The sequence below is a fragment of the Flavobacterium sp. genome, assembly GCF_027533505.1.
Taxonomy (GTDB): Bacteria; Bacteroidota; Bacteroidia; order Flavobacteriales; family Flavobacteriaceae; genus Flavobacterium.
The window spans coordinates 22,294-42,704 of the sequence record NZ_JAPZUB010000004.1 but is presented as its reverse complement, the minus strand read 5'-3'; the positions used below and the strand labels follow the sequence as shown (position 1 = coordinate 42,704).

The following is a 20,411-nucleotide window of genomic DNA, read 5'->3' as shown; positions in this document are numbered from 1 at the left end:
GGATACAAAAAAATTACAAAAAAGAAATTCCAAACTCCAAAACTACTAGTTACATTTTGGAATTTGGAATTTCAACTATTGGAATTTGGAATTTCAATATTGGAATTTGGAATTTCAACTTTTGGAATTTGGAATTTCAACTATTGGAATTTGGAATCTCAATTATTGGAATTTGGAATTTCAACTATTGGAATTTTGAATCTCAACTATTGGAATTTGGAATCTCAATTATTGGTATTTGGAATTTCAACTGTTGGAATTTGGAATCTCAACTGTTGGAATTTTGAATCTCAACTATTGGAATTTGGAATCTCAATTATTGGTATTTGGAATTTCAACTGTTGGAATTTGGAATCTCAACTGTTGGAATTTGGAATTTCAACTATTGGAATTTTGAATCTCAATTATTGGAATTTGGAATCTCAATTATTGGTATTTGGAATTTCAACTGTTGGAATTTGGAATCTCAACTGTTGGAATTTGGAATTTCAACTATTGGAATTTGGAATTTCAATTATTGGACTTTGGAATTTCAACTATTGGACTTTGGAATTTCAATTATTGGAATTTCAATTATTGGAATTTGGAATTTCAACTATTGGAATTTATGAATTTAAACGCGTACAATATTGGCCCCCAAAGCGCGCAAACGTTCGTCGATACGCTCGTATCCGCGGTCGATTTGTTCAATATTTTGAATCGTTGACGTTCCTTTGGCCGATAAAGCCGCAATCAATAAGGAAATCCCCGCACGAATATCGGGCGATGACATGGTGGTTGCTTTTAATTGCGATTTAAAATTGTGTCCCATGACCACCGCACGGTGCGGGTCGCACAACATAATTTTGGCACCCATATCGATTAATTTATCGACAAAGAACAAACGACTTTCAAACATTTTTTGGTGGATAAGCACATCGCCGTTGGCTTGGGTAGCTACAACCAATACAATACTTAACAAGTCGGGCGTAAATCCGGGCCACGGTGCATCGGCAATGGTGAGAATCGAACCGTCGATATCGGTTTTGATTTCATAGCCATTTTCATGGGTAGGAATGTAAATGTCATCGCCTCGTCGCTCTAAGGTAATTCCTAATTTGCGGAACACGTTGGGAATGACGCCTAAATTATCCCAACTTACGTTTTTGATTGTGATTTCGCTGCGAGTCATGGCGGCAAGACCGATCCAACTTCCAATTTCAATCATATCGGGAAGAATACGGTGTTCGCAGCCTCCCAACCGTTCTACACCTTCAATGGTGAGTAAGTTGGAACCCACGCCGGTAATTTTGGCTCCCATGGAGTTGAGCATTTTACACAATTGTTGTAAATACGGCTCACAGGCAGCGTTGTAGATGGTCGTGACACCCTCAGCAAGCACGGCTGCCATCACAATATTGGCGGTTCCAGTCACTGAGGCTTCGTCCAGTAACATATAGGTTCCTTTCAAGCGCTCTTGCGTTTCAACCCCATAAAAATGGTCTTCGCGCTCGTAACGGAACTTGGCGCCCAAGTTGATAAAGCCCTCAAAGTGTGTATCCAAACGGCGGCGACCAATTTTATCACCTCCCGGCTTAGGAATGTATCCTTTGCCAAAACGCGCTAACAAGGGGCCGACAATCATAATGGAACCGCGCAACGACCCGCCCTCTTTTTTGAAAGCTTCGGTTTCGAGGTAGCCCACATTGACTTCATCGGCTTGAAAAGTAATCGAACCGGGGCCGTTTTTTTGAATTTTTACCCCCAAGTTTCCTAAGAGCGTAATTAACTTATTAACGTCAATAATATCGGGGATGTTATTGATGGTTACTTTTTCGGGGGTGAGTAAAACGGCACATAAAATTTGTAATGCTTCGTTTTTGGCGCCTTGTGGCGTAACGTCTCCTTTCAAGCGGATACCGCCTTCAATTTTGAATGTTCCCATGGTGTAGTAAAAAGCCTTATGGCCGTTTTCTATTAATTTTTGTTATTGTTTTTTTTGATGAATTTCTTTCCGTTATTCAAATTCTTTTTGAATCCGCCTTTGTGTTTTTGCATCGGGGGTTGTGCCTTGTTGGACATTTTTTTGTTGGTGCGAATCAAATCGTTGGTAGTCGATAACTCTTCGGCACTTTGTGACAAATTGATGCGCCCACCAGACATTTCATAAAGATGTTCAAAAATCACTTGATCGGTGACGGTATCTTTGTTCCAACTCAAATACGATTTTTTCATATGGTTGGCGATTACCATGATTAGCGCACTTTTGAGTTCGCCCTCTTCCCACGAATTGGCTACCTCGATCATAGAGCTGATGTTATTGCCGTAGAAGCGGTACTTTGGATTTTTCTGCGGATACGGGAGTGGATCGGGCTTGAGGTTGATCACTTCGCGTGTAGGAATCGGATAGGGTGAATCGACATCCAATTGAAAATCGGACATGATAAAGATTTGATCCCACAATTTGTGTTGAAAATCGGGTACATCCCGTAAATGTGGATTCAAAGTGCCCATGACGTTAATCACATAACGTGCGGCGCGATTCCGTTCGTCACGGTCTTGGATTGCGACTACGTGATCGATTAGTTTTTGCAAATGACGGCCGTATTCGGGAATGAATAATGGCGATCGTTCGGCGTTGTATTCGAGGTGTTGCACGGTATCGTGTGCATTTTCCTTGATGTATTTTGGTACCATACTAAAGGGATATTATGCCTTCCACGGTGGATACTTCTAGGTATTTGGCAATTACAGCGTCGGGAGATTCCATCACGACATTGACCGAAATACTGGTAAAATTACCGTTTTTAGACTGTTGGGTTTTAATGACAGCTCCGAGGTTGTCGAAGGCGTTCTCTACCGCATGAATTTTTTGCGTATCGGTAGGGACAATAAATTTGTATAAATACACACTCGGCCAAGTAGAAGTGGTTTGCAATTCCTCTTTGAGGCGAATGTAAAAAGCTTCCGTTTTTTTATCCATCATCATTAAATAAGGGCAAATATACGCTATTTGAGGTTAGTTTTTCAATGCTTTTTAAAGGGAATTACGCCCCATGAGTTATTCCCGAAATTACTTTTTTTCTTTGTTGCCATTGCGTGAGGGATGGAGGGATTGTTGAAGCTCGCCTGAGGGACGAGGGAAGCGACTCCCGACAGCCCGGTCCCGACCCTTTGCTTACCCAAAAAAATCGCAGGAAACTTCCTTTCGGGACACGCCCTAAACAGCGCTATACCGAACAAAAAATTGACATTTAAAGTAGGTAAATGCGAGGACAATTCGATACATTTGCGGCTTATTTTGTTTAAAAATGAAACCTCAACTTATCGTCATTACGGGTGGTCCGGGCACGGGAAAAACAACTATTATTGAGCATATGGTTGCCAATGGGCATTGTTGTTACCCTGAAATATCGCGTCAAATTACGTTGGAGGCGCGTGAGCAAGGAATTGAACAACTGTTTTTGGAGCAGCCCTTGTTGTTTAGTGAATTGTTGCTTGAGGGCAGAAAAAAGCAATTCTTCTCGGCCCAAGCGGAAGCCAAATCCCCAATTTTTCTGGACCGTGGTATTCCCGATATTTTGGCATACATGCACTATATCGGCGACAGTTACCCTGCTTTTTTTGAGGAAGCTAGTACGGAACATCGGTATGATAAAGTCTTTATTTTACCCCCATGGGAGGCCATTTATGTCAGTGATGAAGCGCGCTACGAGAATTTTGAACAAGCACAGTTGATTTACCGTCATTTGCAAGAAACCTACCGCCATTTTGGATACAGTCCGATGGAAGTTCCCGTGGGCCCTGTAGCCGATCGGGTGGCATTTATCCTGAATGCGTTGTAATATTCCTGTATCTTTGTGTTGCTCGTTTGCGCAATGACCCATGAGTAGCCTACATGATATTTTAAAACAGTACTGGAATTACGATGCGTTTCGTGAACCGCAAGAAGCGATTATTGAGTCGGTTTTAGCGGGTCGTGACACCTTTGCGTTGTTGCCTACGGGCGGTGGAAAGTCGTTGTGTTACCAACTGCCTGCTTTGGTTCGTGAGGGGATTGTATTGGTGATTTCGCCTTTGGTGGCATTGATGAAAGACCAGGTACAGCAGCTCCAAATGCGGAACATCAAAGCGATGGCGTTGACAGGAGGTATTCCTACTGAGGAACTTATTGATGTACTTGACAATGCCCAATTTGGGGGATACAAATTAGTGTATGTATCGCCCGAACGTTTGCAAAATGAAATCGTTTTATCGCGGCTAAAAACCTTACCTATTCATCTCATTGCCATTGATGAAGCGCACTGTGTATCGCAATGGGGTCATGATTTTCGTCCCGCGTATTTAAAGATTTCGGATTTGCGGATTCATTTTCCCAAAGTTCCATTTTTGGCACTAACGGCAACCGCTACGGCGCGGGTTCAAGCCGATATTGTTGCGCAATTGGCTTTGGAGCAAGCGAATGTCTTTTCTAAGTCCTTTGCCCGATCGAATTTGGCTTACATGGTTTATGCGCCTGAAGACAAATTGCATTTTACTAAAAATGTTTTACAAAAATACCCTGGACCGTCTTTGGTTTATGTGTCCAATCGAAAATCGTGTTTACACACTTCGCAACAGCTGGAAGCGATGGGCATAACAGCGACGTTTTACCACGGGGGATTATCGCCTGCCGAAAAAGAGCGGCAAATGAGTTGGTGGATGGAGGAAAAAAAACAGGTCATGGTCGCGACAAATGCCTTTGGAATGGGTATTGACAAAGCTAATGTGCGCACTGTATTCCATTATAACTTACCCCCCAATTTGGAGAATTACTATCAAGAAGCGGGACGTGCGGGGCGCAATGGATCGAAAGCCTATGCCATTTTGTTGGCCAACGCCTCCGATCGATTGCAAGCGGAGCAACAGTTTTTGGGGGTCTTACCCGACAAACCGTTTTTATCGCAAGTGTATCAAAAATTGTGTGCCGACTTGCAAATTGCCTACGGCGAGGGCTTGGACGAAACGTTTGGTTTTAATTTACACCGTTTTTGTGTCAAATACAATTTACCTGTGGCGCGCACCTATCAAGCCTTGCAATTTTTGGATCGGCAAGGCATTTTGAGTCTTTCGCAAGAGTTTTCAGAGAAGTTAACCTTACAGTTTATTGTTCCCTCCAAAGAGGTGATACGCTACAGCAGTTTGCATCCCGAGCAGGAGCCGGTTATCGTTACCCTTTTACGAACCCATCCGGGAGTATATGACCAAATGACGGCCATCAATTTATCGGTGGTAGCTCGAAAATCGGGAGTTACAGAAACCAACGTATTGGCGGTTTTGCAGCAGCTTCAGCAACACGAATTGGCGACTGTGCATACAAAAACCAATGATGCCCAACTCACCTTTACGACGATTCGAGAAGATGCGCATACGATAAATCGCGTAAGTAAGTATTTGATTGCGCAAAACGAATTGAAAGTATCCCAATTAAAATCGGTGTTGGCCTATGCCGAAAACACGAGCCAATGCAACCAACGCATACTATTGGCTTACTTTGGAGAAAAAGAGGCAGCCGATTGCGAACACTGTTCGACCTGCATTGCACCCCGAAAAAAGACCCTCGAATTGGGCGATCTGCCTGAGGCCCTATTGCGATTGTTACAACAACGTCCCTATAGTTCAAGAGAATTACAAGAAATACTTTCACAACCCGAAGAGGCGCTTATCTTTGCACTTCAATCGTTGTTGGAAGCCGAGCGTATTCGTTTACTTCCCGACAACACGTATACATTATTGTAAAATGGAATCATTACGAATTGTATTTATGGGTACGCCCGAATTTGCGGTCGGGATCTTGGAAGCTATTGTCCAACAAGGATTGCACGTTGTGGGGGTAGTTACTGCCGCCGACAAACCCGCAGGTCGTGGACAACAGCTTAAATTTTCGGCGGTCAAAGAATATGCTATAGCGCATGGGTTGCCATTGTTGCAACCTACCAACTTAAAAGACCCGGATTTTATTGCGGCTTTGGAGGCTTGGAAGGCTAATGTGCACGTTGTGGTGGCGTTTCGCATGCTGCCAGAGGTCGTTTGGCGTTTGCCGAAATGGGGCACCTTCAATTTACATGCTTCTTTATTACCTCAATATAGGGGAGCGGCGCCGATCCATTGGGCTATTATTAATGGGGAGACCGAAACGGGAGTGACGACCTTTTTTATCGATGACAAAATAGATACGGGGGCCATGATTTTGTCGAAAAAAACGGCGATTGACCCTGAGGAAAACACAGGAAGTTTACACGACCGCTTGATGGTATTGGGAAAAGAAGCTGTGCTTGAAACCTTGGAGCGCATTGCACAAGGCGATGTGGCCACAGTTCCCCAAATTGAAACAGGTGAATTAAAGACCGCTTACAAATTGAACAAAGAAAACTGCCAATTGGACTTTCATAAAAAAGGAAAAGAGGTATATAACCAAATTAGGGGATTATCGCCCTTCCCTGTGGCGTGGTGTCATCTAATCGATGGAGAAACGCGTTGGGCCATTAAAATTTATGAAGCGGTTTTTATAGAAACACCGCACACTGAAAAGGTGGGACAGTGGAAAACGAGTAAAAAGGAAATCGAAGTTGTCGTTCCTGATGGGTACTTGAAAATTAAAGTCCTGCAATTTCCCGGTAAGAAAAAAATGACGGCCCAAGAGGTATTGAATGGTATGCACTTTAGTTCACAATGCCGTGTAGAGTAATTGGGAGACCCTATAAACACTAGATTTTTATACTTTTGGAGGCTGTTTATCAACAAATAAATTGAGTTATCAACAAATTAATCGAAAATACGTGTAATCAGTTGCATGCTGTGGATTTTCTACTAAATTTGTTATGATTAACAATTAAGTTTAACCAACAATTAATAACTATTATTATGAACAAGTCAGAATTAATCGATGCAATTGCTGCTGATGCTGGAATTTCCAAAGCAGCTGCTAAATTAGCTTTAGAGTCATTTTTAGGAAATGTAGGGGCTACTTTGAAAAAAGGTGGAAGAGTTTCATTGGTAGGTTTCGGTTCTTGGTCTGTATCTAAAAGAGCAGCTCGTGAAGGAAGAAACCCACAAACCGGTAAAACAATCAAAATTGCTGCTAAAAATGTAGTAAAGTTTAAAGCAGGTGCTGAATTAGAAGGTTCTGTAAACTAATTTCTGTTACCCGATATCATCAAAAATCACGGTTTCGACCGTGATTTTTTTTTATTAAACATTGACTTCCTAAATATTTTTTGTACTTTTAGTTAAAATTGCTTAATAATGTCAACCGAAAGCCTACAAAAAGGACAGTTATTAATTGCAGAACCTTCCATTATTGGGGATCTCTCCTTCAATCGATCGGTTATATTATTAGCAGATCATAATCCTGAAGGATCCGTGGGTTTTATTCTTAACAAGCCACTATCCTACGCGTTACACGATTTAATCCCCGATATTTCAGCTTCGTTCACCATATATAACGGTGGCCCTGTGGAGCAGGACAATCTTTATTTTATTCACAATATACCTGATTTATTACCCAATAGCATTGAGATTTCTCAAGGGATTTATTGGGGTGGTGATTTTGAGCGCACCAAAGAATTGCTCAACAATGGAACCATCCAAAAAGACAACATTCGCTTCTTCTTGGGGTATACAGGTTGGGGGGCACAACAATTGGAGCAAGAGCTCGAATCGCAGTCATGGATAGTTTGTTCAAATAGCTACAAGCAAACTATTTTAAGTAAGTCCTCCCATGATTTTTGGAAAGAAAAAATTTTAGAACTTGGGGGTGACTACGTTTTATGGTCTAATGCCCCTGAGAATCCAATTCTAAACTAATTGATTTAGTTGTACCGTCCATGCTTGTGCTTGGGTGGTGACAAACTCTTTTTTCCGGTAATGAGTAATTGAACGAATGCCTTGAATGGCATTGGTGTAGAATAACTCGTCGGCATTTTGCAATTCAAAAGGGGATATCGGTGCTTCTTCAACTTCCCATTCCGATTGAGCGGTTACCATTTTTAGCATTTGTTTTCGAAGAATGCCATTTAAGCAGCCTTCGCTTAGTGGCGGCGTAACTAGTTTTTTCCCTTGAAGCATAAATAGGTTCCCGTTAAGCACTTCTGCTACCCGCTTTTGTTCGTTGAGTACGATACACGTATCTAATTCATTCTCTTGTGCATAGACAGCTCCAACAATATTAAGTAACCGGTTGGTCGTTTTTAGGGTGGACAATAAGTGATTGGGGACATGAAAATCTTTGTACAAATCGGCGATACAAGGAGTTTCCTCATGAATATAATCGATTGAGGCAAGAGGTGTTGACTCTATAAAAAAGGAAACCGTATTCGTTGTAGGAGTGTAATACCCCCCTTCATTGCGATACACGGTAAGGCGTACCCGAAAAGGCCCTTCCGGTGCAACCACACTTTTCAACTGCGATTCAAGATACTCCATGGTAAACGTGCCGGGAATACGCATTCGTAAAATACGCATGGAGGCCATCAAACGAAAGTAATGATCTTCCCAAAAATAGGGGATTCCATCAACTACCCTAATGGTTTCAAACAAAGCATCACCAAACAAAAGTGCGCGATTGGAGGATGAAAAAACAGTTGATTGATCGACTAAAGTTCCGTTAAAATTAAACATAAAAAATCCCTCTTTTTTTGGAGGGACAAATATAGGAAGTAAAAGACAATTACACGGAACCAATTACATGCTTCAAATCGGAAACTTGATTTTCCCACAATTGTTTGGACTCATCGACCTCATCCTCTTCGGCAAAGTCGACAACCATTAGGGAAACATCTTTGGTGATTTCGTCTTCTAGGATACGTAATTCAAAAAAATACTCGGTATCTTTCTTTTGTTCATCTACCCATTTGAAGCGAACCTTCTCTCCTGTTTTTTTGGAAGCCAATCGGGCATGTTCCTCGGTATCCTCCCAGTGAAATGTAAAAAATTCACCTCGAGAATTCACGGTATCGGCAAACCATTCTTGTAATCCAGATGGGGTTGAAATATACTGATAAAGTAACTGAGGTGAGGAATTTATGGGGAACTCAATCTCGTAGCGTACTTTTTGTGCCATAATCTATTTTTTTTCGAAATATATAATTAATTTGAGAAATTTCACTTTAAAAAAAATATTTTTTTTTGAAAGGAATAATTTGCAGACATCTTTATTAATTATATATTTGCACCCGCATTGACAAACGGGTCAATGCACGTCCTGGCGAGGTAGCTCAGTCGGTTAGAGCGCAGGATTCATAACCCTGAGGTCACGGGTTCAACTCCCGTCCTCGCTACTTGTTTAAAAAACAGTCTGATTTCACTCAGGCTGTTTTTTTTTTGCCCACCGTTAAAGCAATCTTCACTTTACTTTACTTTACTTTACTTCACTTTACTTCACTTTACTTTCCTTCCATTCCATTTACATAAAAAGTTAATTTACAACAATGGCTTTTTTTGTAAAAAATATTTTCTTTATATTTGCATTAAATGCATTTCGTCGATTATTTATGTATTTTGTCGATTATTTTTAAAATCCGTTTCTATATTTGTGGTGTCAAATCAAATAAAAAAAAACAAACGCCTACTGTCATGAAAACAACTCTATTCCTGACGTTTAAAAGGTTAACCCTTTTGCTAGCTTTACTAGTGACAACACTTGTGTTAGCTCAAACTAGAACAGACATTATTAACACTACGGGTAGCGGTTCTTTTACCGTACCTCCAGGAGTTACTTCGGTAACGATTGAAACTTGGGGAGCCGGCGGTGGTGGAGGTAGCAGTAATAACTTAAATAATAATGGAGGTACAGGTGGTGGTGGTGGTGCTTATGCCCGCGGCGTTCACACCGTAACTCCAAATACAACCTATTTCTATTTTGTTGGTAGTGGAGGGGCGGGTGCTACTGCAAACTCAACTGCTACGGCAGGGAATGGTCAAAATTCTTGGTTTAATGCTACAGGAGCCAACACAGCTCCCACTAACAATACTTCTGGAACGCTAGGTCATGCAGGAAGCAGAGGAAATAACAATTCAACTTCCGCTCCAACCAACCGCGGATTAGCTTCAAGTAGTTTGGGTAATCAAGCCACTTCTAACGGTAATCATGGTGCTGCAGGTACTAGTATTGGCGGTGGAAATGGAGGAAATGGCGCTAACAGTGGAGGTGCCGGAGGTGCTGGTTCAACAGGAGACAACGGTAGCGATGGTGCTGTTCCCTGAGGTGGCGGCGGAGGAAGTAATGTAGTGGTTCCCACCGAGGGGGTAATGGTGGTAATGGACAAATACGTATTACTTATGCAGTTCCTACCTTAGTCGTTCTAGGAAACGGAAACACGATTACGAACGGAGATACAACTCCAGCCATTACAGACCATACATCTTATGGAGGTATTGATATTGCCAACGGAACATTCAGTCGAACCTATACCCTTCAAAATACTGCGAGTCAAGCTGGATTAACCATTTCAGGATTGACGATCACTGGATCAGATGCGGGTGATTTTTCTGTGACTGCGGCTCCAAACGCATTGGTAAACAGCGGAAGCAGTACTACATTTACCGTTACTTTCAACCCAAGTGCCTTTGGAAATCGCAATGCGACACTATCTTTTACTACTAATGACCCTAATTTCCCTACCTTTAGTTATAGTATTTCTGGTGGTGGAATCAACGATGTAGATGGCGACTCTATCGATGCTGGTCTAGATTCAGACGACGATAACGACGGCATTCGCGATATTGATGAATGTAGAACTTGTACCTTCGACCCTTTTCAGAACGGAAGTTTCGAAACACCTGTCATACCCGCCAATTCGTTTGCCTTTGTGCCTACAGCCAATGTCACAGGCTGGCAAACCAGTGCTGAAAATGTGATTGAAATATGGAGCACAGGATTTAATGGCGTGCCCGCTGCGGCTGGAAATCAATTTGCTGAGTTAAATGCCAATGTTCCTGGAGTACTTTTTCAAACATTTTGTTTGAATGGCGCTGGAGGAACCATTAACTGGTCTATTCGTCACCGTGGTCGAAGCGGAACCGATACGGCTTTTGTGAAATTTGGCTCTTCATTGGCCAATGCTTTAGCCTCGACTCCTATTGTCACAATGGTTTCAGGAAATACCGCTTGGGCGACCTATTCGGGAACCTATACTATTCCTGCAGGGATGCGCCAAATTGTATTGACCTTTCAAGCAGGACCTACCGCCTCTGGCGATCAATCGGTAGGAAACTTTATTGATGATATTCAAATTACCATCAACCAAAGTTGTATTGACTCTGATAGTGATGGAGTGGCCGATGTCAATGACTTAGATTCTGACAATGATGGTATTCCTGATATTGAAGAAAATGGTTTCCGCAACTTAAGCAACCAAACGGGTACTTTTGATAAAACTAGTTCAGTACGATGGGCCGATGCCAACAACAACGGATACAATGATTATATCGAGGCAATGATTTCAGGCGGAACGTATGTCGTTCTTAATACTGATGAAGATGCTGTTCCAAATTACATTGACCTTGATAGTGATAATGATTCATTATTTGACACCGATGAAGCGGGTATCCTCTTTGGCGATGGGGATATTGACGGAAACGGAACAGGAGATTACGTAGATGCCGATGGAGATGGAATCATGGACATTCATGATAACCTCACTGGATTTGGCGTTAGTGCCAAAGAATATGCCCAAGATACCGATGCTAACGGCGTTGGTGACTATTTGCAATTGGATTCCAATGCAGACGGTACCTTTGATATTAGAAGCGGACTTTATACTTCTTTAGATGCGAACAATGACGGACGAATTGATGGATGGGCTGATGGCGATACGGATGGTCTTATAGATACATTCGACACTAACTCTAGTCTTTGGGGGTCCCCTCGAAATCTAGATCAAAAACTCTATCTTTCTTTTGACGGCCGAAATGATTTTGCACAAGATACGCCTATTCTAGGAGGTTTATCAAACTTGACCCTAATGGCATGGATATCGTTAAATCCTTCTTTTTCTGGAACAGGGGTTATCGTGGGTCAAAACAATTGTTACCTTCGTGTAAGTGCAACCCGACAACTACAAGCGATCATCAATGGGAATGCTTATGCGTACACCAATATTGCAACCTTAGATACGAGCCGTTGGTACCATGTAGGAATCACATTAGGAGCCGGAACGTTAACCATTTTTGTTAATGGCGACCCTCAAACCTTCAGTGTTTCGGGAGCAATCAATGCCGATGCTAGCAATTTAACCTTAGGGAGAAATCCTGGCGCTAGCAATATGTTTTTCTTTGGAAAAATGGATGAAGTTCGGGTCTTCAATACCAATCTTTCTACCACCCAATACCAACGCATCATTAACCAAGAAATTTTTAACAACAGCGCACAAGTTCGCGGTACATTCATTCCCCTAAATGTGGGGTCACTTAACTATGCAACGCTATTACGTTACTATCGAATGGATGCCTACCGTGGAGATATTGCCGATAACTTCACGACCCCAACCATTGATTCTGGATCGGGCTTGCGTTTGTTTAATGTAAAAGCTATTGCGCCGCAAGAAGCTCCAATGCCCTATGTCACCGTACGAACAGGCAGTTTGGCCACTGCTGTTAACGACCCCACGCGCGATATTAACGGTAATGATGTACTCAATTTTGATTGGAATATCATCGATGTACGTCACAATATCACAGAAACTACCAACAGCACCGACCTCGGAATGGCGATCAATCCAGGAGTTAGAGTGACTATGAACAACGACACGCGTATGCAAAACGGTTGGTATTTAAAAATTGATGGTGTTTTGGATTTACAAGGGCGCTCGCAACTCATTCAAACCAATGCAAGTGAACTTGACGTGACCAGTGCTGGTGCTATCGAACGCGACCAACAAGGAACAAGTAACCGATTTAATTATAATTATTGGAGTTCACCCGTGAGTGCAATTAATACCACGGTTAACAATGGAACGTTTACAGTAAACAGTGTATTAAAAGACGGTACCACTGCCACCCTACAAAATATTACATGGACCAATGGCTTGAATGGTTCGCCAACGGCCCCAATTACCCTTAGCAACTATTGGATATTCAAGTTTCAAAACCTTACCAACAGTTATGCCAATTGGCAATCCGTGGGAGCCAATGGATCATTGAATACCGGAGAAGGATTTACATTAAAAGGAAGTGGAGCAGCGGGTGCAACTCAAAACCTAACCTTTGTTGGGAAACCCAATAACGGAACCATTACAATTCCGATTGCTGCAAGTAATTTAAATCTTACAGGAAATCCGTATCCTTCCGCGATAGATGCCAACTTATTTATTGGTACAAATAGCAGTAGTACAACAGGGACACTGTATTTCTGGGAACATGCTAGTAGCAATAATACCCATAACTTAACAGGGTATCAAGGTGGGTATTCCGTACGCAATTTAACAGATGGTGTAGGACCAACTGCCCCTGCTGGGATAAACGGCGTAGGAACGAGCACTAAAATTCCAGGACGATACATTCCCGTAGGACAAGGATTCTTTGTCGTTGGATCGGCTACAGGTGGAAACGTTACTTTCCAGAATAGTCATCGTACCTTCATTAGAGAAGATAATGCCGCTTCCAATACGTTATTCCGTCATGGAAATACAACCCAAAACTATGTTGGAAATAACGAGGAAGACCCCGTAGTTACCGATCAATATGCTCGCTTACGCTTGGGAATGACTTCCTAAGACAATTACCACCGCAACATCTTGTTAGGTTTTATGGAAGATTTGGCCTCTCCTGATTATGATTATGGATATGACGCTGAAACCATTGACAATCAAAATAACGATGTATATTTTGTGGCCAATAGCAAACGATTGGTGATTCAAGGAGTAGATTATTTTGACATCAATACGATGTATCCTATAGGTGTGAAGGCTTATGTAACGGGTGAAGTCAAATTTACCATTGATGAAGTTGAAAACCTATCCTCATCGCAACGGTATTATATTTTAGACCAACAGGATGGTGTTTTCCATGATATCACTGACCAGCCTTTTGTCGTGGAGGTACCCCAAGGCAATACCGATAATCGCTATGTATTGGCCTTCAAAAACACGACAGCATTAAATACCGATGACCATGCGTTACAAAATGGAGTGCAAATGGTGTATTCCCAAAACAATACACAATTAACAATTAAAAATTATGTAGCAGACGCTACGATACATACAGTGGTCCTTTACAATATGTTGGGACAAGAAGTAATGGCATACAAGGTGACGGGGCAAGATCAAACCCAAATCCAAATTCCTGTACGCGGGATCAGCGCAGGAACGTACATTGCCAAAGCCATCTCAGACCAAGGAACCACCTCGAAAAAGATTGTTTTTAATTAGGGTTTAAACAATTTTTGATTTGACGACGCGAAAAGCCACACCTGATCAGTGTGGCTTTTCCATTTTTATGCGCTAAAAAATCACGTTATGATAACGTGATTTTTCATTTATTTCAGGGGATTATAATGCCGTAAGTTGCTCCCAAGAACAAGCTAACACCTCACCAGTAGCAATGTTTTTAACGGAATACACCTCATTTTCAATCGATCGAATGACATAAGGAACGCCGCGCTTTTCAGCATATTTAAATTGCTTATCCCACTTGGCTGCATCCGGATAAAGTTCGGCACTAATTCCTTGTCGGCGTAATGCGGTAACGGCATGCATCGCCACTTCAGCCTCTTGGTTGCCAATGTTTAAAAACAAAAAATGGGGAGCGGTACGCAGCGTTTCAGGAAAAAGATTCAGTTCCTCTAGGACTAAATAAATTCGATCTAACCCAAAAGAAATCCCAACACCACTCACATTTTTCAATCCGAAAATTCCCGTCAAATCATCGTAACGACCACCACCACCGATGGAACCCATTTGAACGCCTTGGGGAGCAGCGACCTCAACAATCGCACCCGTGTAATAGTTCAAGCCACGGGCCAAAGTTACATCCAATTCTAATGTGGCTTGCTGTAATCCTAACTTTTGAACGTGCTCGCCAATAAAACGCAACTCCTCTACTCCTTTTAATCCTATCTCCGAAGTATGTAATAGCGTTTCTAATTGGGTCAATTTCTGCGAAAACGAACCCGAAAACGAGAACAGCGGTTGTACTTTATCGAGCGCAGCGGCGGGTATACCCTTGGCCAACATCTCGTCTTTCACTCCGGTCTCTCCTATTTTGTCTAGTTTATCTAAAGCTACCGTAAAATCAATTAATTTATCGGAAGCACCGATTACTTCGGCAATACCCGACAACACTTTGCGGTTGTTGAGTTTTAAGGTCACCCCTTGCAAACCCAAATCGTGAAATACCGCATCATACAGTTGCAACAACTCTACTTCTTGCCACAAAGAAGTCGATCCTACCACATCGGCATCGCATTGGTAAAACTCACGAAAACGACCTTTTTGCGGTTTATCGGCACGCCAAACGGGTTGCATTTGATAGCGTTTAAACGGTAAGGCCAATTCATTTTGGTGCATAACTACATAGCGCGCAAAAGGCACGGTTAAGTCGTAACGCAAGGCTTTATCGGAAATTTTGGCGGTAAACCGATTGAGTTCTACCCGTTGCTCGAGCGAAATAGTTTCGGCCGAGTTTGTCAATAATGCTTCTAACGATTCGGGGAGTTGAATTCGATTTTTATCATAGAAATAATTGCCGCTATTCAGAATCTTAAAGATCAAGCGATCGCCTTCATCGCCGTATTTGCCCATTAGGGTTGATGCATTTTCAAACGAAGGTGTTTCAATAGGTTGGTAACCAAAACATTCAAAATGACGTCGCATGACATTCATAATGTAATTGCGTTTGGTCACTTCATTGGATGAAAGATCGCGTGTTCCCGTGGGAAGTCCAGGTTTTTGAGCCATAAGGGTGAGGTATTTTCATTGAAACCGTTGCAAATATCGGATATTTCACAAACGTAACCCAAAGACTGTTTCAACATTTTTGGGGCGTTGTAGCGCAGCACCGGTGCGTTAGGGATTGCGGCATTGTTGGAGCTCGCCCGAGGTGACGAGGGCAGCGACTGCCAAAAGCCCGGCCAACGCCCAAAAAATATAAATTATTCTTGTAACAAAATGGCATCCCAGTCTACTTATGCAATACGATGAATGGAGTTTTTCGCGAAAATATAAAGATTGCATTGGGGGCTATTCGCTCGCAATTGTTACGCACTGTGCTGACGATTTTGATCATTGCCTTGGGAATTATGGCTTTGGTGGGGATTTTGACCGTGGTGGCCGCTTTGGACAATACGTTGAATTCGAAATTTGCGGCTATGGGATCAAACACCTTCAATATTAATCAATATGAATTTACCTCACGTCGTCGCGGCGGTGGTGAGATCGAGAAAATAAATCCGATTATCTCCTATCCCGATGCCAAAGCATTTAAAGAAAAATACGACTATCCTGCGACTCAAACGGCGGTTTATTTTACAGCGACAGCAAAGGCAGAGGTAAAATATGAAAACGAAAAAACGGAGCCAGCCATTTCAGTCTTGGGCGTGGATGAATTTTATGTTCCCAACACGGGTTCGGAAGTGATTCAGGGGCGAAATTTCAATGTTTTTGACATCACCAATAATGCCTATGTATGCTTGCTGGGCAATGATTTTGTGAAAGAAGGACTGTTGAAAGACGTGACCCATCCGATTGACAAAATTATAACCATTCGCGGGGCTAAGTTTCGCGTAATCGGAATTCTCAAAGAAAAAGGATCGACCTTTGGTAACAATCAAGACCAGCGGGTGATGATCCCGATTCAGATTGCGCGCTCATTATTTTCGGCACCCAATATCAATTATACATTAAGCACCATGGTGATGCGCCAAGAGATGTTGGATGCCGCCATAGACCATGCGCGTTTAACGATGCGTCGCGTGCGTCATTTGAATCCGGTGGAGGACAATAATTTTGGGATTTCGCGCAGTGATGATTTGGTGCAACGAATTGCAACGATGACAGGAACCTTGAATATCTCGGCTTTTGTGATTGGTTTGGTGACCATTTTGGGGTCGTCAATCGCCTTGATGAACATTATGATTGTATCGGTCACGGAGCGTACTCGGGAAATTGGGGTTCGGAAATCGCTAGGGGCCAAACGAAGCACGATTGCATGGCAATTTTTTATGGAAACCCTTGTCATTGGGCAGTTGGGTGGATTGGTGGGCATGCTTTTGGGTATAGGAATTGGCTATATTTTTGCTTCCTTCTTTGATTTTGCCTTTACCATTCCATGGATGGCCATGATTGCTGCCTTTATTACCAGTTTTATTGTGGCGATTGTTTCCGGATTGTACCCAGCATTGAAAGCGTCCAAACTTGACCCTGTGGAGGCACTTCGCTATGAATAACTAGCGTTCACACCGCAACATTCGATCGTTTCCAAACAAATCTTTTCGCAAAGTTACCGATGAAAATCCGAGTTGTTTCATCAATTGTTGCGTCTCGGCGCCCAAGTATTGATTTATTTCAAAGTAAAGCTTCCCTCCTTGTATTAAATGATTGAGCGCAAACTGTCCGATACGGCGGTAAAACAACAGCGCATCTTCATCATCGACAAACAAGGCCAAATGGGGTTCGTGTTCCAAAACATTGGGTTGAATTTCGTGTTTCTCCAATTGCCGAACATAGGGCGGATTGGAGACAATACAGTCAAAAAATTGAGCCTTGAAGCGAACTTCCATCGCGTCAGTATCTAAAGCATTTTCTTGTATAAAGTGCACGTTTACTGCGTTTCGTTGCGCATTTCGTTGGGCAACAGCCAAGGCATCGGCAGCAATATCGATTGCTGTGACGGAAGCTTGAGGGCAGTTTTTTGCAATCGCTATGGGAATACACCCACTCCCCGTCCCGATATCAAGTATCGTCCCTGTAGTGTTGGGCAAATCGTGGAGTATCCATGCCACTAGCTCTTCTGTTTCGGGGCGAGGAATTAAGGTGGCGGGGGTCACTTCCAAGTGTAAATCATAAAAATAGGTGGCGCCTATAATGTATTGTATCGGTACAAACCGTCGTAGCGCTTCGAATGCCGCTTGCCATCGCTCGGGTTGCATTGTAGTTAAATCGGGAGTAAGTACCAAATCAATCCGCTTTTTAGACTCATAAGCTTCAAGCAACAATTCAAAGAAACGACGCGCTTCCTCGGGATCATACAACGCACTCAATTGCGTTTCAAATTGTGCTTTCAATTGACGTATTTCCATAATTAGAGTGATTTTATCATCCATACGGGACAGCTGGTATGTCCGGTGCTTCCCATTGGGGCATCCAAATAGGTAAATCCCATTTTTTGGTATACATGTTGGGCGGTTTTCATTTGGGGTAACGTTTCCAAATAACAGTGGTGGTAGCCTAGTTGAACTGCCGCTGTTAGGCATTGTTGAATCAATTGTTGGCCCACGCCTTTACCGCGAATATTGGGTAGAAAATACATTTTTTGCAATTCGCAGGTGGTCGCATCTCCATTATCCAGCGGAGCTATGCCGCCACCGCCCAGTATTTGGCCTTCGAATTCAATTACGAAGTACAAAGATTTGGGGACTTGATACGTTTCGTAGAGGGAATCCAACTGTGGATCGGCATAGGCTGTACCGGTAAGTGGGTAGCCTTCCTGTTCAAAAACAGTCCGAATCACCTTGGCCATGGCTGCGTTATCACTAGGTTGAATTTTACGTATCGATATGGATTTCATTGGCGAGGTAATCGTATTTTTGTGGGGTGAAGATACATGAAAAATACATGCAACGGTGCTTGCAATTGGCAGAAAATGGCTTAGGGTCAACCTATCCGAATCCGATGGTGGGCAGCGTGATTGTTCAAAACGACAGGATTATTGGCGAAGGTTGGCATCGCAAAGCAGGTGAGCCTCATGCTGAAGTCATCGCGGTGCGGTCGGTTAAGAATCCTGAACTCCTGAAAGAAGCTACAATTTATGTGAGTTTGGAACCGTGCAATCACTTTGGAAAAACGCCTCCTTGTAGTGATTTAATTTTAGAAAAAGGGATTCCGACCGTGGTGGTGGGGACTGTAGATCCTTTTGCAGCCGTGGCGGGTCGTGGCATTCAAAAACTCCGTGAAGCAGGGCGAACCGTGGTGGTAGGGGTATTGGAACGCGAATGCCAAAGCTTGAATCGTCGTTTTTTTACCTTTCATAACGAGCACCGCCCCTATATTCTATTGAAGTGGGCTCAAACGGCCGATGGTTTTATAGCCCCTTTGGAAAAAGAGGCCCAAAAACCCGTTTGGATTTCCAATGCCTATGCCCGTCAAAAAGTGCATCAATGGCGTAGTGAAGAGCAGGCTATTTTGGTGGGAACCAAAACGGTAGTGGATGATAATCCGCAGTTGAATACCCGAGAATGGTTTGGAAATGCTCCCGTTCGTATCGTTTTGGATCGTGAGGGAAAAATTGACCCTTCCTATCGTGTTTTGGATGGAACACAACCTACTTTGGTGATCACGGAGGCTAAAAAAAGTTTGTTGGACAACCGAGTTGCGTATCAAAATTGTATATTTGATGGTTCACTCCCGCAACAAATAGCACGAATTTTATACCAAAAAGGACTGCAATCCGTGATTATTGAAGGAGGGGCAAAAACCTTGCAGCTCTTTATTGATGCAGGATTATGGGATGAAGCTCGGGTTTTTGAAAGTGCGGAACAATGGGGACAAGGGATTCCTGCGCCCCGATTTGAAGCCCTTCCGGTTTGGAGTGAAAAAATAGAGAACAACAACCTAAATTGGTATTACCGTTATGATCAACGCAATCATTTTTGACTTTGGCGATATCTTCATCAATTTGGAGAAAGAAGCGCAAATTGAAGCCTTTAAAAAATTGGGATTAGACGGTCCTAATGACGATTTAATTGCACAAAATGATTTGTTTGAAAAAGGCAAAATTACCGAACAGCAGTTTTTGGAATCTTTTCAGCGCTACATCCCCAAAGCAAGTTTATTAGAGATACGAGACGCGTGGAATACTATTATTGGGGAATTTCCTTTAGAGCGTTTGGAGTTTTTACAGATGATTTCCAAAAAGTACCGGTTGTTTTTGTTGACCAATACCGATGAAATTCACATCAGTCGGTTTGAACATACCGTGGGCATGTCGTTTTACACCGATTTTTACAATTGTTTTGAAAAGGTGTTCTACTCTTACGAAATGCGTATGCGCAAACCCGAGCCCGAGATTTTCACGCACATCCTGAACAAATACGATCTGTCGCCCAAACGGACTTTGTTTATCGACGACAAAAAAGTCAACACCGACGCTGCGGAAGCCTTGGGCTTGTATGTATGGAACTTACAAGTAGGTAAAGAAGACGTGACCGAGTTGTTTCAGCATAAGGAGTTTCCGTTGTAGAA

The 20,411-nt window shown here is 42.6% G+C and carries 21 protein-coding genes and 1 tRNA gene; 14 read left to right on the top strand and 8 right to left on the bottom strand.

All coding sequences use genetic code 11. From position 1 onward, the window contains the following. Window positions 1–56: 56 nt before the first annotated feature. Together O9316_RS01215 and O9316_RS01210 are read left to right on the top strand one after the other, a co-directional pair. Entirely contained in the window at window positions 57–287 is a 231-nt protein-coding gene (locus O9316_RS01215) for a hypothetical protein (protein WP_298346893.1), read from the top strand. 39 nt (window positions 288–326) lie between these two features. Continuing rightward, window positions 327–611, top strand: coding sequence for a hypothetical protein (locus O9316_RS01210; RefSeq protein ID WP_298346890.1), 285 nt, complete (start codon window positions 327–329; stop codon window positions 609–611). A gap of 2 nt (window positions 612–613) precedes the next feature. Here O9316_RS01210 and murA read toward each other — a convergent pair whose 3' ends face one another. Genes murA through O9316_RS01195 form a run of 3 tightly spaced genes read right to left on the bottom strand, consistent with a single transcriptional unit; the run spans window position 614 to window position 2,968 of the window. After that, window positions 614–1,924 (bottom strand): UDP-N-acetylglucosamine 1-carboxyvinyltransferase, encoded by a 1,311-nt coding sequence (gene murA / locus O9316_RS01205; RefSeq protein WP_298204378.1) that lies wholly within the window; start codon window positions 1,922–1,924, stop codon window positions 614–616. 32 nt (window positions 1,925–1,956) lie between these two features. Continuing rightward, the gene (locus tag O9316_RS01200) at window positions 1,957–2,676 is read right to left on the bottom strand and encodes a DUF4290 domain-containing protein (protein WP_298204379.1); all 720 of its coding nucleotides are present in this window, start codon (window positions 2,674–2,676) and stop codon (window positions 1,957–1,959) included. A gap of 1 nt (window position 2,677) precedes the next feature. Beyond that, on the bottom strand, window positions 2,678–2,968 hold the full coding sequence (locus O9316_RS01195; RefSeq protein ID WP_298204381.1) for a DUF493 family protein: 291 nt from the start codon (window positions 2,966–2,968) through the stop codon (window positions 2,678–2,680). A gap of 322 nt (window positions 2,969–3,290) precedes the next feature. Between O9316_RS01195 and O9316_RS01190 the strand changes: the two genes are divergently transcribed. The 5 genes from O9316_RS01190 to O9316_RS01170 all read left to right on the top strand — a co-directional run bounded on the left by O9316_RS01190 (window position 3,291) and on the right by O9316_RS01170 (window position 7,824). After that, window positions 3,291–3,824 (top strand): AAA family ATPase, encoded by a 534-nt coding sequence (locus O9316_RS01190; protein ID WP_298204382.1) that lies wholly within the window; start codon window positions 3,291–3,293, stop codon window positions 3,822–3,824. 40 nt (window positions 3,825–3,864) lie between these two features. Further along, window positions 3,865–5,757, top strand: coding sequence for an ATP-dependent DNA helicase RecQ (locus O9316_RS01185; protein WP_298204383.1), 1,893 nt, complete (start codon window positions 3,865–3,867; stop codon window positions 5,755–5,757). Window position 5,758: 1 nt separating this feature from the next. After that, window positions 5,759–6,706, top strand: coding sequence for a methionyl-tRNA formyltransferase (gene fmt, locus O9316_RS01180; RefSeq protein WP_298204384.1), 948 nt, complete (start codon window positions 5,759–5,761; stop codon window positions 6,704–6,706). Between the two features lie 176 nt (window positions 6,707–6,882). Further along, complete coding sequence (locus tag O9316_RS01175) at window positions 6,883–7,155, top strand: HU family DNA-binding protein (RefSeq protein ID WP_073363284.1); 273 nt, start codon at window positions 6,883–6,885, stop codon at window positions 7,153–7,155. 108 nt (window positions 7,156–7,263) lie between these two features. Then, a complete protein-coding gene (locus tag O9316_RS01170) occupies window positions 7,264–7,824 on the top strand; it encodes a YqgE/AlgH family protein (protein WP_298204385.1) in 561 nt (186 codons plus the stop codon). Here the strand turns inward: O9316_RS01170 and O9316_RS01165 are convergent. Together O9316_RS01165 and O9316_RS01160 are read right to left on the bottom strand one after the other, a co-directional pair. Then, on the bottom strand, window positions 7,816–8,637 hold the full coding sequence (locus O9316_RS01165; RefSeq protein WP_298204386.1) for an aminotransferase class IV: 822 nt from the start codon (window positions 8,635–8,637) through the stop codon (window positions 7,816–7,818). The genes O9316_RS01170 and O9316_RS01165 overlap by 9 nt on opposite strands. 49 nt (window positions 8,638–8,686) lie before the next feature. Further along, window positions 8,687–9,079: an START-like domain-containing protein gene (locus O9316_RS01160; protein WP_073363287.1), complete on the bottom strand. Its 393-nt coding sequence runs from the start codon at window positions 9,077–9,079 to the stop codon at window positions 8,687–8,689. A gap of 143 nt (window positions 9,080–9,222) precedes the next feature. Between O9316_RS01160 and O9316_RS01155 the strand changes: the two genes are divergently transcribed. The 4 genes from O9316_RS01155 (at window position 9,223) to O9316_RS01140 (ending at window position 14,384) form a co-directional block, all read left to right on the top strand. Then, a tRNA-Met gene (locus O9316_RS01155) sits at window positions 9,223–9,296 on the top strand. 295 nt (window positions 9,297–9,591) lie between these two features. Further along, window positions 9,592–10,221, top strand: a complete 630-nt coding sequence (locus O9316_RS01150) for a glycine-rich domain-containing protein (RefSeq protein ID WP_298204430.1) — start codon at window positions 9,592–9,594, stop codon at window positions 10,219–10,221. A 62-nt stretch (window positions 10,222–10,283) separates the two neighbouring features. Continuing rightward, window positions 10,284–13,730 carry a LamG-like jellyroll fold domain-containing protein gene (locus O9316_RS01145; protein ID WP_366941507.1) on the top strand — a complete coding sequence of 1,149 codons (3,447 nt, stop codon included), beginning with the start codon at window positions 10,284–10,286 and terminating at the stop codon, window positions 13,728–13,730. Window positions 13,731–13,763: 33 nt separating this feature from the next. Next, window positions 13,764–14,384: a T9SS type A sorting domain-containing protein gene (locus O9316_RS01140; protein WP_298204431.1), complete on the top strand. Its 621-nt coding sequence runs from the start codon at window positions 13,764–13,766 to the stop codon at window positions 14,382–14,384. Between the two features lie 120 nt (window positions 14,385–14,504). Here the strand turns inward: O9316_RS01140 and hisS are convergent, their stop codons facing one another. Continuing rightward, window positions 14,505–15,911: a histidine--tRNA ligase gene (gene hisS, locus O9316_RS01135; protein ID WP_298204432.1), complete on the bottom strand. Its 1,407-nt coding sequence runs from the start codon at window positions 15,909–15,911 to the stop codon at window positions 14,505–14,507. 239 nt (window positions 15,912–16,150) lie between these two features. Here hisS and O9316_RS01130 point away from each other — a divergent pair, with 239 nt between their 5' ends. Beyond that, window positions 16,151–17,398, top strand: coding sequence for an ABC transporter permease (locus O9316_RS01130; protein ID WP_298204433.1), 1,248 nt, complete (start codon window positions 16,151–16,153; stop codon window positions 17,396–17,398). Here O9316_RS01130 and prmC read toward each other — a convergent pair whose 3' ends face one another. Both prmC and O9316_RS01120 read right to left on the bottom strand, forming a co-directional pair. Then, window positions 17,399–18,250 carry a peptide chain release factor N(5)-glutamine methyltransferase gene (prmC, locus tag O9316_RS01125; RefSeq protein WP_298204434.1) on the bottom strand — a complete coding sequence of 284 codons (852 nt, stop codon included), beginning with the start codon at window positions 18,248–18,250 and terminating at the stop codon, window positions 17,399–17,401. 2 nt (window positions 18,251–18,252) lie between these two features. Then, window positions 18,253–18,738, bottom strand: a complete 486-nt coding sequence (locus O9316_RS01120; RefSeq protein WP_298204435.1) for a GNAT family N-acetyltransferase — start codon at window positions 18,736–18,738, stop codon at window positions 18,253–18,255. 26 nt (window positions 18,739–18,764) lie between these two features. Between O9316_RS01120 and ribD the strand changes: the two genes are divergently transcribed. Beyond that, complete coding sequence (gene ribD, locus O9316_RS01115) at window positions 18,765–19,823, top strand: bifunctional diaminohydroxyphosphoribosylaminopyrimidine deaminase/5-amino-6-(5-phosphoribosylamino)uracil reductase RibD (RefSeq protein ID WP_298204436.1); 1,059 nt, start codon at window positions 18,765–18,767, stop codon at window positions 19,821–19,823. Then, window positions 19,801–20,409, top strand: a complete 609-nt coding sequence (locus O9316_RS01110; RefSeq protein ID WP_298204437.1) for an HAD family phosphatase — start codon at window positions 19,801–19,803, stop codon at window positions 20,407–20,409. The genes ribD and O9316_RS01110 overlap by 23 nt, the downstream gene beginning before the upstream one ends. The last annotated feature ends 2 nt before the right edge of the window (window positions 20,410–20,411 follow it).